The organism is Aphanizomenon sp. UHCC 0183, from assembly GCF_009712065.1.
Taxonomy (GTDB): domain Bacteria; phylum Cyanobacteriota; class Cyanobacteriia; order Cyanobacteriales; family Nostocaceae; genus Dolichospermum; species Dolichospermum heterosporum.
This window is the reverse complement of record NZ_VILC01000006.1, coordinates 55,316-67,622: the sequence shown is the minus strand read 5'-3', so window position 1 is coordinate 67,622 and position 12,307 is coordinate 55,316. Positions and strand designations below refer to the sequence as shown.

General features: G+C 36.5%; 16 protein-coding genes. 9 read left to right on the top strand and 7 right to left on the bottom strand.

Annotated elements, in window-relative coordinates; all coding sequences use genetic code 11:
• The first annotated feature begins 74 nt into the window (after positions 1-74).
• From FJR37_RS03255 to chlP, 4 genes are all read left to right on the top strand, one after another.
• Complete coding sequence (locus FJR37_RS03255; RefSeq protein ID WP_053537790.1) at positions 75-665, top strand: Uma2 family endonuclease; 591 nt, start codon at positions 75-77, stop codon at positions 663-665.
• A gap of 1,089 nt (positions 666-1,754) precedes the next feature.
• Positions 1,755-2,120 (top strand): AccI family restriction endonuclease, encoded by a 366-nt coding sequence (locus tag FJR37_RS03250; protein ID WP_254434494.1) that lies wholly within the window; start codon positions 1,755-1,757, stop codon positions 2,118-2,120.
• 46 nt (positions 2,121-2,166) lie between these two features.
• A complete protein-coding gene (locus FJR37_RS03245; RefSeq protein WP_168465283.1) occupies positions 2,167-3,660 on the top strand; it encodes an Eco57I restriction-modification methylase domain-containing protein in 1,494 nt (497 codons plus the stop codon).
• Positions 3,661-4,368: 708 nt separating this feature from the next.
• Positions 4,369-5,589, top strand: a complete 1,221-nt coding sequence (gene chlP / locus FJR37_RS03240) for a geranylgeranyl reductase (RefSeq protein WP_027403737.1) — start codon at positions 4,369-4,371, stop codon at positions 5,587-5,589.
• An 87-nt stretch (positions 5,590-5,676) separates the two neighbouring features.
• Here the strand turns inward: chlP and FJR37_RS03235 are convergent, their stop codons facing one another.
• The 6 genes from FJR37_RS03235 to FJR37_RS26360 form a co-directional block, all read right to left on the bottom strand.
• Entirely contained in the window at positions 5,677-6,045 is a 369-nt protein-coding gene (locus tag FJR37_RS03235) for a M48 family metallopeptidase (RefSeq protein ID WP_168465282.1), read from the bottom strand.
• Entirely contained in the window at positions 6,042-6,566 is a 525-nt protein-coding gene (locus FJR37_RS03230) for a hypothetical protein (RefSeq protein ID WP_168465281.1), read from the bottom strand. Before FJR37_RS03230 ends, FJR37_RS03235 begins: the two co-directional genes overlap by 4 nt.
• A gap of 2 nt (positions 6,567-6,568) precedes the next feature.
• Entirely contained in the window at positions 6,569-6,985 is a 417-nt protein-coding gene (locus FJR37_RS03225; RefSeq protein ID WP_039203017.1) for a type II toxin-antitoxin system VapC family toxin, read from the bottom strand.
• Entirely contained in the window at positions 6,967-7,239 is a 273-nt protein-coding gene (locus FJR37_RS03220; protein ID WP_039203019.1) for a DUF2281 domain-containing protein, read from the bottom strand. Before FJR37_RS03220 ends, FJR37_RS03225 begins: the two co-directional genes overlap by 19 nt.
• 78 nt (positions 7,240-7,317) lie before the next feature.
• Positions 7,318-7,506 (bottom strand): hypothetical protein, encoded by a 189-nt coding sequence (locus FJR37_RS03215; RefSeq protein WP_174763379.1) that lies wholly within the window; start codon positions 7,504-7,506, stop codon positions 7,318-7,320.
• A gap of 43 nt (positions 7,507-7,549) precedes the next feature.
• Entirely contained in the window at positions 7,550-7,810 is a 261-nt protein-coding gene (locus FJR37_RS26360) for a type I restriction-modification system subunit M N-terminal domain-containing protein (RefSeq protein ID WP_039203023.1), read from the bottom strand.
• A 624-nt stretch (positions 7,811-8,434) separates the two neighbouring features.
• Here FJR37_RS26360 and FJR37_RS03195 point away from each other — a divergent pair.
• From FJR37_RS03195 to FJR37_RS03175, 5 genes are all read left to right on the top strand, one after another.
• Complete coding sequence (locus FJR37_RS03195) at positions 8,435-8,704, top strand: hypothetical protein (protein ID WP_168465279.1); 270 nt, start codon at positions 8,435-8,437, stop codon at positions 8,702-8,704.
• On the top strand, positions 8,694-9,065 hold the full coding sequence (locus FJR37_RS03190; RefSeq protein ID WP_039203028.1) for a type II toxin-antitoxin system VapC family toxin: 372 nt from the start codon (positions 8,694-8,696) through the stop codon (positions 9,063-9,065). The genes FJR37_RS03195 and FJR37_RS03190 overlap by 11 nt, the downstream gene beginning before the upstream one ends.
• Positions 9,066-9,150: 85 nt before the next feature.
• A complete protein-coding gene (locus FJR37_RS03185; protein WP_052149974.1) occupies positions 9,151-9,750 on the top strand; it encodes a hypothetical protein in 600 nt (199 codons plus the stop codon).
• Between the two features lie 259 nt (positions 9,751-10,009).
• On the top strand, positions 10,010-11,425 hold the full coding sequence (locus tag FJR37_RS03180; RefSeq protein WP_254434492.1) for an ABC transporter ATP-binding protein/permease: 1,416 nt from the start codon (positions 10,010-10,012) through the stop codon (positions 11,423-11,425).
• A gap of 107 nt (positions 11,426-11,532) precedes the next feature.
• The gene (locus FJR37_RS03175) at positions 11,533-11,793 is read left to right on the top strand and encodes an ATP-binding cassette domain-containing protein (RefSeq protein WP_371416088.1); all 261 of its coding nucleotides are present in this window, start codon (positions 11,533-11,535) and stop codon (positions 11,791-11,793) included.
• A gap of 144 nt (positions 11,794-11,937) precedes the next feature.
• Here FJR37_RS03175 and FJR37_RS27600 read toward each other — a convergent pair whose 3' ends face one another.
• Entirely contained in the window at positions 11,938-12,201 is a 264-nt protein-coding gene (locus tag FJR37_RS27600; RefSeq protein ID WP_039203030.1) for a hypothetical protein, read from the bottom strand.
• Positions 12,202-12,307: the final 106 nt, after the last annotated feature.

The following is a 12,307-nucleotide window of genomic DNA, read 5'->3' as shown; positions in this document are numbered from 1 at the left end:
CTGCTGAACCGTCACAAAATTAGATCATGATAGAATCTTATTAATATCACAATTATTAACTCTGTGTTGATATTATGCAAACACAAACACGATACTACACACCAGAAGAATACTTAGAACTCGAAGAACAAGCAGAGTATAAAAGCGAATATCGAGATGGAGAAATTATAGCTATGACTGGAGGAACAACAAATCATAATAAAATAGCTCTTAATTTCGCAGCTTCCTTAAAATACGGATTAAGAAAGAAAAACTATGACGTTTATATTGGTGATGTCCGCTTGTGGATACCGCGTTATCGTCAACATACATACCCTGATGTGATGATAATTCAAGGAGAACCTATTTATGCTACTGAAAATACTACCACTGTGATGAATCCTTTATTAATTGCTGAAGTTTCATCTAAATCAACTAGTAATTATGACCAAAGTGATAAATTCATGTATTATCGTTCTATACCTGAATTTAAAGAATATATTTTAATCAATCAATATCAATATCATGTCATGCAATATGTGAAAACAAATGATGGTAAATGGATATTCACAGAGTTAGAATCGGAATCAGATATTTTAACATTACAAACTATAGATTTTCAGATTGCTTTAAGTGAAATATATGAACAGGTAAATTTTACCCAAAGCAATGAAAATCAAGAATAATCATAATGTATCTTTGATATCCTGTATTTGCTGTTATACTGATTTGCCGGGAAAAACTATTAAATATAGAATTTTGCATATGGTATTGCTGAATTGAGGTATGAAATTCCCAAATTGAACCTTGAAAACTTTTACCTTTACCTTTACGTCTTTGCGCCTTGACGTGAGACTAAAATTCATACCCTTAATCAGCAACGCCGAATTTTGCATATTTAATCAATACCTTGTCCGTTTTTTCCAGGTTGGGTTAAGCGACAGCGCAACCCAACGCTTATGTTAGGTTTCATGCTAATTGCTCCGCAACGCTAACGCGAACAACCCAACCGACGAATCAAGGCTAGGTTTTTCCTAATCTGTAGGTAGGATGGGTTATGATGGGTTAATGCGAGAGAAAACAATTGTTATTCCTGGGTTTATGAATAAAATGATGTCAAAATGTGTCCGGTTTATTCCTAGAAAACTCGTCATAAAAATTGTCAGAAGTATCCAGGAAGACAAGTAAGCAGGTGAGCAGAAAAGCTGTTTTCGTTTTGTAGGGTGCGTTAGGAAACGCACCTTATTTAGGTATAACATATCTCATTAAAAGCATCTAAGTAGGTAGACGTGAAATAACCAAAATGTGTAACGATATGTAAATTCAGATCAATGCGTTATTGTTGTTGAGTTTTAGCCATTTCAAAAAACGAAATATATTTTGATTTTCCTCCGCCCACCTACTTAAATTTGACGAAAGTTATTCACACAACCACGTAAAGTAAGATAATAATTATATTTATACTGGATTAAATTTTCTATGGACAAAGATTTAGTGTAAAATCCAATAAATATTGTTTTTTATTCCTAGCTAGGTATAATTAATGCACCCCTTTGAGAAAGTTTTATCAGTATCGAAAGAAAATATTGAACTTGAACTACAGCAATTTCCAATCATATAAGGTACATCTTAGCCCCTCATCGCTTGCGGGGAGGGGGTTGGGGGTGGGGTTCTTGTTCCGGGTTTGATGACAATTTGCTGTAAAATGTATAAACGAAATTAGTTGGGCTGACTTTTGGTTAAATCCAAGACGTTTAAGAGGCAGTGATTTTTTGATGCGTTGGTCTCAAGGTGTTTGGAGTGAAAAACGCTTAACTGGTGCTATTAATGAGACTAATGAGTTTTATGCAATTCCTTATGGACCAAGCGGAACAGCCCCCACAGATGACGTAAGGGCATTTGAACTTTACTTTGAAAGACTGGAAGCTGCTGGATTAGGGAAAATCAAACGTCCTGATTTATTAATTTTTAAAATAGAAGAAAAATCCTATGTTGATAATTTTTTAAAAGATATTGGTGGTAGCGAAGAATTACCTTTTATAGTTGAAAATGAACTGCAACCTCTGATTAGAAAATCACTTATAGCAGTTGAATGTGAAAATTCACTTTGGGTTGCCGAAAAAATGCCTGATCTCACTTAAGATTGCCCAGAACGCCTTAAAAATACTCAATAACCTTTAATAAATTATGATTCATCAAAAACTACCTAATAACTGGCAAGAAAGAGAAAAATTACGTGATAAAGGTCAATTCTGGACACCAGAATGGGTGACAAAAGCGATGATTTCGTATATAGTAAAAGACACGGATTTGGTGTTTGATCCTGCTGCTGGAAAAGGAGCTTTTTTAAATGCTTTATTACAAATAAATCCCTCTATTAATTATTATGGAATTGATATAGATAAATATGTTTTAGAAGATGAAATTTATCAAAAAAATAGTTGCTTTGTAGAATTACGTGATTTTATCAAAAATCCTCCACAGAAAAAGTTTAACGCAATTATAGCTAATCCACCTTACATCAGACATCACCGAATTGATGAAAAGATGAAACAATTTCTAAAAGAGCTTTTTATAAAAATTACAGGTTTTACAATTGATGGTAGAGCAGGTTATCATATTTACTTTTTTGTGCAGGCGTTAAATTTACTTGATAAAAATGGTAGATTAGCTTTTATCATGCCTGCTGATACTTGTGAAGGAATTTTTGCTCAAAAACTGTGGCAATGGATTACTAAAAATTATTGTCTTGAATGTGTTGTTACATTTCATGAAAATGCGACACCTTTTCCCAAGGTTGATACCAATGCAATCATTTTTTTTATTAAGAAATCTGAACCTGTCCAGATAATTAAATGGATAAAGGCAAATGAAGCCAATGAGGAACTTTTTAATTTTGTTAAATCAGACTTTAAAGATACAAATTATATAACTCTGGAAATTAATAATCGAGAGTTAAAAGAAGGATTAGCAACAGGTTTATCAAGACCCAAACAAAATCATTGTGATTTTAAGTATCACCTCAATGACTTTGCAAAGGTGATGCGTGGTATTGCCACAGGAGCGAATGATTTCTTTTTTTTAACAACACAGCAGGTTCAAGAACTGGCAATTCCTGAAGAATTTCTTAAACTCGCAATTGGACGGACAAAAGATGTAACAGGAGATAAATTAACTATTGAAGATATCAAAAAATTAGAAGAAAATAATCGTCCCACAATTTTACTTTCAATAAATAGTAATGATAATATCTCTGAATCAGTTGCTAACTATCTTGAAGAAGGTGAAAAATTAGGTTTGCCTGACCGTCCCCTGATTAAACAACGTAAATTGTGGTATAAAATAGAATATAGAGAAGTGCCACCCATATTATTTGCTTATCTTGGTAGACGCAATTCCCGGTTTATTAAAAATGAGGCTGGTGTTGTTCCATTAACAAGTTTTTTGTGTATTTATCCTATTTATGATGATGAACTATATATCGCTAATCTTTGTGAGGCTTTAAATGATCCTGAGACAATTAAAAATCTTAGACTGGTAGGCAAAAGCTATGGTTCTGGAGCAATTAAAGTTGAGCCTCGTAATCTTGATAAAGTTCCTATTCCAGAACATATAGTAGATAAATATAACTTAAGCCGACAAAAATATAAAACTAAAAGTCAGCAACTTGAACTGTTTTAAGCTGTTACACAGATAAATTTAAGGCTCTTGAGTACATAATATGCAAAATCTGAACAAAGAAATCTCATAAAGCTTGCTGTGTAGAAGAAATAAGCCATATTTTTGAATATTATGGCAAAATTTTTTCTCTTTGCCCTGTTCCCTGTTCCCTGTTCCCTATTACCGACTGGTAACTTAGCATAACAAGTACCGAAGAGCCAAATTTAATAAATAAATAGCATTACCTTGATTTTTAATTGTGCGTATTTAATAAGTAAGACCTCCTTTATTGTTCCATAGGCGCATTTAATTGCTTTGTTTGTTTTCTCTTTCATATCCTGTAATTGCTGTTACACATATACGGCGGGAAAACCTATCAAATAGAGAAATTTGCATATTTAATGAGGCTTTGGTGGGTGAAGGTATGATTTTTCAGGCTTCGCCCCGCTTCGCTAACACGCAGAGGCGCAGAGTCGCAGAGAGTAAGAGTTTGAGAAATAGAATGTTTGATTTTTATACCTCAATTCAGCAATGTCCATATTTAATGATTAGTTGTTCTTCTAGTTATCATTGACTAATATTTACTCATAAGATATAAAAAACACGGGTTTCATGTCGAAATATTAAGGAATATTGTATTTATATCAAAACCTGGAGCTACAAAGGAAATTCAGCCAAAAGTCCGTGATAGGATACTTTGGGAAAATATTCATAATTAGGAGAAAACCTTTGACACTACGGGTTGCTGTTGTGGGTTCGGGACCTGCGGGTTCATGCGCTGCCGAAACCCTAGCTAAAGCTGGGATTGAAACCTATTTGTTTGAGCGCAAGTTAGATAACGCCAAACCTTGTGGGGGCGCTATTCCCCTGTGCATGGTGAGTGAGTTTGACTTACCTCCGGCAATTATTGACCGTCGGGTACGGAAGATGAAAATGATTTCTCCTTCTAATCGTGAAGTTGACATCAATCTGATAAATGAAGAAGAATATATAGGAATGTGCCGCCGAGAAGTGCTGGATGGTTTCTTGCGGGACCGGGCGGCAAAATTAGGGGCAAATTTAATTAACGCCACTGTTCATAAAGTTGATATTCCTGGGAACAATACCGACCCCTATACCATTCACTACGTTGACCATACAGGGGACGGGGCGCAAGGCGTTACCAAAACCCTAAAGGTGGATTTAATCGTGGGTGCTGACGGGGCAAATTCCCGCGTTGCCAAGGATATGGGCGCTGGAGATTACAATTATGCGATCGCCTTCCAAGAACGCATTCGTCTTCCCCAAGACAAAATGGACTATTACAACGACCTCGCCGAAATGTACGTTGGCGATGATGTTTCCACCGACTTCTACGCTTGGGTATTCCCCAAACACGATCACGTAGCCGTCGGTACTGGCACAATGCACATCAACAAAGCCAGAATCAAACAATTTCAAACTGGTATTCGCGCCCGGGCTGCGGAAAAACTCGCTGGTGGTGAAATTATCAAAATCGAAGCACACCCCATCCCTGAACATCCCCGCCCCCGTCGCGTTGTCGGTCGCATAGCCTTGGTAGGAGATGCTGCTGGTTATGTTACCAAGTCCTCCGGGGAAGGTATCTACTTCGCTGCTAAATCTGGCAGAATGTGCGCTGAAGCCATTGTGGAAGCCGCTAACGGTGGGGCGCGGATTCCCACAGAACGAGACCTCAAAGTGTACATCAAGCGCTGGGATAAGAAATACGGACTCACCTACAAAGTGTTAGACATTCTTCAAAACGTCTTCTATCGTTCCGATGCTACCCGTGAAGCATTTGTAGAAATGTGTGATGACATGGATGTACAAAAGCTAACTTTTGATAGTTATCTCTATAAAACTGTAGTTCCCGCTAACCCCTTCACCCAGTTAAAAATTACTGCCAAAACCATTGGTAGTTTAATTCGTGGTAACGCCCTTGCACCCTAAATATAGGAAATCAGAAGCCGGAAATTCGTTTCTAGGCTTCTTTTTTTTGGGTCGGTTTCTATATCGCTCGTTGGAAAAAGTTTCGTTTTATGGTAGAAAATCAGAAGAAAATTTAGAATTATTAGGCGAATTTTGAGAAAGTTGTAATTTTTGCTCTTTTTCTTCCCAGTCAGGCAAATAAGCAGACATAAAGCATTTAAACAGTTTACCGTGATTGGGAACGAGTAAATGTACTAATTCATGAACAATCACAAATTCTCCCAGTTCCTTGGGTAAATCCAGTAATTTAGTATTGATGGTTAAGCGGCCGATAGTGGAAATAGAAGCCCATTTGCGTTTCATGGAACGGAATTGAATTTGTTTAACTGTTACTTGAAGGCGATCGCTCCATTGTTGTACAGTATCTTTGAGTTCTTCTGTATCCTTCCAATGGGTTTGGACAGTGGTTGTATTCATGATTCCACCCGTTCTAGTTTTAGTAGGTTATTAGTAATTTCAATAGTTTGCTCAACAGAGTTGGTTATTTTGTACAGGTTAACGTAAAGTTCTGTTCTTAAATCAACTTCGTGACGGGCATCCCAACGATAATCAAGGAAGTTATTATAAATAGCGTTGATAGTTTCCGCTTGCTTCACTTCCACATTATTTATTGCTTGTTTAATGACGGTGTAAATAGCATAGGTATTTTCATCAATTTGTAGATTTTCCCGTTCTGTTTCCGCTTGAATACGTTCCTTAGCAATTTCTTCCAGTCTTGCTAATGCTTCTGTAGCTTCAATTTGCCTATTTTCAAACTGCTGGCGAATTTTCTCAGCGCGATCGCCTATGGAAATTAAAAAAGGTGATTTTCGGCTTTTATCCTCTACATCTTTGAATAATGCTTTGCTTAAATTAAGAACCTTTACAGTTTCCGTTGTCTGGTTTTGATGGAATTTTTCTAATTGTTGAGTATTCAATTCATAGATAATTCCCGGCATTTCTAAACAGCAATAATTAAATCAATCATTTCATTTTTATTCTTGCGATAAATTCGGAAATCACTATCTATAGTCAATATATAACTACCAGGAATTAACTCACTCATCCTTACCAAACACCCATCAGCTAAAGACATTGGTACATTTTGATAGCGTTTCATCAACTCTCGTATAGTATTTATTTCTTCATTCAAAGAAAAATCAATTTGAATATTCCCGCTACTAACTAAACCCATAACAGCATCTTCACCACCATAAACATTTTTTAAAAGAAAACACGCCTCTGTAATTACAGGTTCACAAGTTAAAAAAGGACAAGGTAAATTTGCCACAGTTTGAGTTGCCCAACGGTGAAAGTTATCGCTTTTATCCAAAATAGCAACTAATACACCTGTATCTATTAATATTCTTCTTTGCATATTAATTTATATCCTTGTTTTAACTCCTTCTTTTTTAAAGACAAATCACCCATACCACTATCTACACAACCAACAAACTCCTTAGCCGCATCTAAAAATGATCTACCTTCTTGTGGTTGTTCCTGGTGATTTACCTGTTTTTGTGCCTTAAATTGCAAAAAATCAATAAAATTTAATACCTCTTCCTGTTGTTCCGGTGTTAAATTCTGGACTCTATCTAAAATAGATTCTTGTTTTGCTACAGCTTGAACCATAACTAAAAAACCTCATAACTCCTAAAATTATTTTACACCACTAGCCAAAATTCCCAAAATTTTATTTACATCATTAAATCATTTACCTAAATTCAACTTAACCAAAACCTCATCTAAATCCTTATCAGCCCATTCCCGCGCTTGTCTTGCTGCTGCCAAATCTGCTAAAATATCACCAATTTCCCGATGTACAAACTTCTCGCTAATATCCACAAACTGGGAAGGACTAAGATTATAATCAGCCTCCCTTAACTCTGCAATTTTCACAACCTTACTCAATTTATACCTGGTTTCCCAACTGCGAAAAACCTCACCAAGCACATTTTTCATATTCATCATCAAAAACATCAGATAGACGTTTATAAAAAATTAACGGGAGAATAAAATCTTTGTATTTTGGTGCATCTGTAGAACCGCGTATTTTACAAGCAGCATCCCACAGCCATGTTTCCATTGTGGGAATGTCTAAACGTTCCTCAGTTTTATCAATTTCTGCTAATATAGATAACAGCCCCGGCGTATTATTTTCGGCTGGTTGTTTTTTAGTGCTTTTTCTAGTTCCACGTGGCAAAATGCTGTCTCCTATCAATGTATTGATGCTTGCAGGAAACTTTTAGGTTAACGCAGTTTGTTAACTAATTGTTGATAAATAACATCTAACCACACAGGAATAACAGCCTTACCTTCATCCAGATATGCGATCGCAAACCACACTAACAAAAGAGAATATGTGTTTAATAATAAAGGCCAGCAGTTGGATTTGAACCTACGACCTTCCGATTACAAGGCAGAATTTATTTATCTAAAACCCAGTTTTAGTAATGATTTTGGCTACATCTAAAATAATTGATCTAATTTTGATCTACCCTATTAATGCTGTAATAATTTTTAAATTTGTAATGCCCACTAATCCTACACTACTCGTTTTAACAATATGGACACCATTTCCACCCAATTTCTCGGATAATAATTATCTATCAAAAAATGATAATTTGATACAGGTTCTCCACTTGAAATTAAGAGAGTTTGATCTTATTTTTTTCAAAATCAGAATTGCTGCTCGGAAGGAGTTGGCATTGATGGAGGATTTGATTCCGCTGTTGCACAAGCTGGCGCAGAGGCGAGAAATTTCGGGGTTGGGGGCGTATGAGCAGTAATATAGATAGATATCGTCGGTACTAGATAAACGACAGCTATGAACCCTATTTTGCAACAAATTCAACACCATGCCGCCGCTCTACCGATATCATCGCAAGCGGAGTTACTAAATTATGCTGTTTATTTAGAACAAAAAGCACGAGAAAAAAAGCCTATCACTTTAAACCAAGTAAGGCGCGAAGGTTTGGCGCAAGCATTGGCGCAGGCGGTGGCGTTAAATCCTTTTGCAGAAATTGCTGATCCAGTTGTTTGGCAGCGTGAACAACGCCAAGATCGCAATTTATTCGGGAGAGACGATGCTGATTGATAGTAATTTGATTATTTATGCCACTCAGCCGCCATATACGCAGTTGCGTAGCTGGTTGGTGAATTATGCCACGCATTATTCTGCGATTAGTCGTTTGGAAACATTGGGCTACCATCGTTTAGGTGAGGCTGAAAAACAGGCCATCATAGCGATTTTAGATAACTTGGATGTTTTGATGATCAATAAAGTTACGCTTGAAATTGCGGTTGCTTTGCGCCAACAGCGAAAAATGTCCGTAGGTGATGCCCTAATTGCTGCAACCTGTTTAGATTCTGATCTACCGTTAGCAACGGCAAATATAAAAGATTTTGAGTGGATAGAGGGTTTGGTGATCCACAATCCATTGGAGCTAGGGAGTTAGCATTTTATGGATGATTTGATGGCGCAGGGGCGGGACATTTCGGGGTTGTTTACAAAAGAGAATTTTTCATCAATTCTTGTGTCGGATGGAAAATCGAGATGAAGCGCGAGTCCGGTTACATTTTGCCCTTGCTTGTTTAATTTTAGGTCCACAAACACCTTTTATCTATCAAGGAACAGAACAAGAGTTTTGTGGTGCTTTAGGAGTATATCAATGTGAGGATACAGGGAATTGGCTGGGTCATGATTGTTATGTACGGGAGGATATGTTTGAAAATCCTGCTTGTGCTTGGCAGTTTGGGTCAATTAATCGGAAAACCTTTCAGCCATATAGTCAACACCATCCCACTTTTTTACTAATTCACAAACTTGCTGAAATTCGTGGGCAAAACAAACTGATTCAAAATGGCACAAGAACCTTATTGTGTTCTCATGAAAATGGTATGTGGTGTGTGCTTATTCATGGTACTGGTGATCAACAACCGCTGTTAATAGCCATGAATTTGGGAATTACTCCCGTATCTGAGCAGAGTTTAAAGATTCCTAGCTGCTATGGAGATTTTTGTACAATTGATATCCTAATTACTACGTCAGGTGGATTACTTAAACTGGTGGCAGACGAAATACAAATTCAGCTTTCAGCTTTTACATTTATGCTGGGGAAACTATCCAAAAGTCTTTCTTGAATATTAATATTTTGAGTATTTTAGCCAAGTTATACATCTAAATTTGTGATACAAAATTCAATCGGCTACTGACTCTATTATCAATACATATAATCCACACAGCTTAATCGTTTGATTCTATTGTTTGAATTAAGATTTTACTCTTTTCTCTTTTGCTTATGATATAAGGGATATAGTAATGCTAAACTCCTACACATCTAGGTTTAGCAAAAAAATCTGGAGTCAACTAAAATCATTAACACTGATTAACCATATAAAGATGAATGGATTTAAACTCAGAGCAGTATCGCAATTTTGGGCGATCGCCAAACTCTATTGGTTAGGTAATGAAAAACGAGGTGCGATCAGTTTACTTGGACTTCTAGCGATTTTACTATTCGCTAATACTCAAGTTAAGGTTTTTCTAAATACCGTACAAGGAAACCTGATTTCTGCCCTTTCGGTTCGTAATAGTACAGGATTTTGGCAAGGTATAACAGTTGCTTTTGCTGGAATTGTTATCTTTGGTTTTTTAAACTCTGGCTATGGCTATTTACGAGAAATAATCGGTTTATATTGGCGCAAATGGTTAACCCATGATTTACTCAATCAATATTTTCAAAATCGTGCTTTTTATGAATTGAGTAATTTTGATAAAGAAATTGATAACCCAGACCAACGTATTTCTGAAGACGTTGCTAATTTTTGTCAGCAATCTATTGGTTTCTTGGTCAATTGTCTGGAGTCAATTTTGGTAGTGATTGCATTTAGTGTCATTCTCTGGTCTATTTCTCCTAATTTAGTTATTGCTTTAATACTCTATTCTATATTAGCTTATACAATTACTATTGTTTTTTATGGTAAAAAATTAACTCAACTCAATATTGAACAACTCAGAAAAGAGGCTAATTTTCGCTTCAGCTTAGTTCGCATTCGAGAAAATTCTGAGTCTATCGCCTTCTATAATGGCATATCTCAAGAAGAAAACAAAGTTAAATTTATATTTAATCAAGTATTTAATAATTTTAAAAAATTAATCCTCTGGTCAGAAGTATATTTAAATGTATTTAAATATCAATTTGGTTATCTGCCTTGGATTATCCCAGCGTTAATTTTAGGAAACCAAATTCTCTCAGGGGAAACTGAAGTAGGCAAAATCACCGAAGCTGGAGGAGCTTTTGGACAAGTTGCTTTTTCAGTGAATTTGATTATGTATCAATTTGAAAAATTTACAAAATTTGCTGCGGCCATTAATCGGTTATATGTTTTTCATGAATATCTCCAAAAATCCAGAAAATCAACTGCTGATAACAGCAATATTCAGATACTAAAAGAAAACAGATTAGCATTTGAAAATCTGACTGTTCAGACTCCTAACTATGAAAAAACCCTATTTCAAAACCTTTCTCTAGAACTACAAGCGGGTCAAAGCTTACTTGTCATGGGAGATAGTGGTTGTGGGAAAAGTTCTTTATTGCGCGTCTTAGCTGGCTTATGGAATTCAGGAACTGGTGTAATTGTCCGTCCAGAATTAGAAGAAATACTATTTTTACCTCAGCGTCCTTACATGATTTTAGGTACTCTGCGAGAGCAGTTAATCTATCCCCATAGCAATGCTAATATTAGTGATGAAGAACTTGATCGAATTATCAAGTTAGTGAATTTATCAGACTTACAGCGATTTCCAATCATATAAGGTACATCTTAGCCCCCTCATCGCTTGCGGGGAGGGGGTTGGGGGTGGGGTTCTTGTTCCGGGTTTGATGACAATTTGCTGTAGCTGCAAGATTTGAGGGTTTAGATATAGAGAAAGATTGGAGTGAAATTCTTTCTTTAGGAGAACAACAAAGATTAGCTTTTGCTCGGCTTTTAATCACTAAACCCAAATATGCTATCTTAGATGAGGCTACTAGTGCGTTAGATGTTAAAAATGAAGAAAAACTTTATAATTTGCTGATAGATATAGAGACAACCTTTATTAGTGTTGGACATCGCCCGACTCTCAAAAAATATCATCAAATTGTTGTTAATCTTTCAGCTTCAGGTCATTCCACTGGAGTTTAGACTAAGAGGTTGTTTGAAAACTTTTTCGTGTGGGATCTGACACCCGCAGATCCCCCTAAATCCCCCTTAAAAAGGGGGATTTTGAGGAATTTAGCCCCCCTTTGTAAGGGGGGTTGGGGGGATCTCGATTAATTCTGATACTTTTCAAACATCCTCTAAGAGAACTCCACAAAAAAGAGGGCGCAGATAGCGGCTGGGGGATACTGAAAAATAGAGTAGATAAGTAGGCGAAATGTTTGGGGAGTTCCATTGCGATCGCAAAACATAATCCACCGACTTTGGCTGTCCAGGTTTGGCTGGCAGAGGAACGCGGGTTTCTTTGACCAATTGTATAGGTTGCTCATCCATGCAAATCACTGGACACTTGGGGTCATAGGGTAGATGATAAATCTCCAGAACATCTTCCATGTAACACGGGGTTTAAGACTGTTGAATCAATGGTTTTCTCATAAACCTTTTTCCCAATCGCCGTCAAAGAATAACAGACCATGAACTTTTTCCCCTGGTTATTGTA

What these genes read in the sequence shown, in the direction of transcription:
- FJR37_RS03255 (WP_053537790.1), top strand. Translation starts at nt 75, where the DNA reads ATGCAAACACAAACACGATACTACACACCAGAAGAATACTTAGAACTC.
- FJR37_RS03250 (WP_254434494.1), top strand. Translation starts at nt 1,755, where the DNA reads ATGCGTTGGTCTCAAGGTGTTTGGAGTGAAAAACGCTTAACTGGTGCT.
- FJR37_RS03245 (WP_168465283.1), top strand. Translation starts at nt 2,167, where the DNA reads ATGATTCATCAAAAACTACCTAATAACTGGCAAGAAAGAGAAAAATTA.
- FJR37_RS03235 (WP_168465282.1), bottom strand. Translation starts at nt 6,045, where the DNA reads ATGAATACAACCACTGTCCAAACCCATTGGAAGGATACAGAAGAACTC.
- FJR37_RS03230 (WP_168465281.1), bottom strand. Translation starts at nt 6,566, where the DNA reads ATGCCGGGAATTATCTATGAATTGAATACTCAACAATTAGAAAAATTC.
- FJR37_RS03225 (WP_039203017.1), bottom strand. Translation starts at nt 6,985, where the DNA reads ATGCAAAGAAGAATATTAATAGATACAGGTGTATTAGTTGCTATTTTG.
- FJR37_RS03220 (WP_039203019.1), bottom strand. Translation starts at nt 7,239, where the DNA reads ATGGTTCAAGCTGTAGCAAAACAAGAATCTATTTTAGATAGAGTCCAG.
- FJR37_RS03195 (WP_168465279.1), top strand. Translation starts at nt 8,435, where the DNA reads ATGAACCCTATTTTGCAACAAATTCAACACCATGCCGCCGCTCTACCG.
- FJR37_RS03190 (WP_039203028.1), top strand. Translation starts at nt 8,694, where the DNA reads ATGCTGATTGATAGTAATTTGATTATTTATGCCACTCAGCCGCCATAT.
- FJR37_RS03185 (WP_052149974.1), top strand. Translation starts at nt 9,151, where the DNA reads ATGGAAAATCGAGATGAAGCGCGAGTCCGGTTACATTTTGCCCTTGCT.
- FJR37_RS03180 (WP_254434492.1), top strand. Translation starts at nt 10,010, where the DNA reads ATGAATGGATTTAAACTCAGAGCAGTATCGCAATTTTGGGCGATCGCC.
- FJR37_RS27600 (WP_039203030.1), bottom strand. Translation starts at nt 12,201, where the DNA reads ATGGAAGATGTTCTGGAGATTTATCATCTACCCTATGACCCCAAGTGT.